This is a genomic window from Bacillus sp. GbtcB14 (assembly GCF_019091205.1).
Lineage (GTDB): Bacteria > Bacillota > Bacilli > Bacillales > Bacillaceae_G > Bacillus_A > Bacillus_A cereus_AG.
On record NZ_JAGXJT010000323.1, the window covers coordinates 1 to 234 of the forward strand.

Below are 234 nucleotides of genomic sequence, written 5' to 3' on the forward strand. Positions count from 1 at the left end.
TTCGCAGCAGCGCGGGTTCCCAGGAACTCCGATTGCGGAGTATACGACGGAAGATGTGAAGCGGGAGTTCTTGACGGCGAAGAGTTGTTCGCCGAACTGCACGGTGAGCTGTGTGCATCAGATCAGCTATATCGACCACTGGCGGGCTCCGCAGACGAGCATGATTTCGCCGGGGGGTGGGCATGTGGCTGTGGGTGCGCCGGAGTTGGTGACGATTCAGGGGTCGAACTGAGT

1 protein-coding gene is annotated in these 234 nt (G+C 59.8%); it reads left to right on the forward strand.

Features of this window, described 5'->3' with window-relative positions:
- Positions 1–232: hypothetical protein (locus KVT31_RS30030; protein WP_217613776.1), on the forward strand; the 232-nt coding region annotated here is incomplete at its 5' end.
- Positions 233–234: the final 2 nt, after the last annotated feature.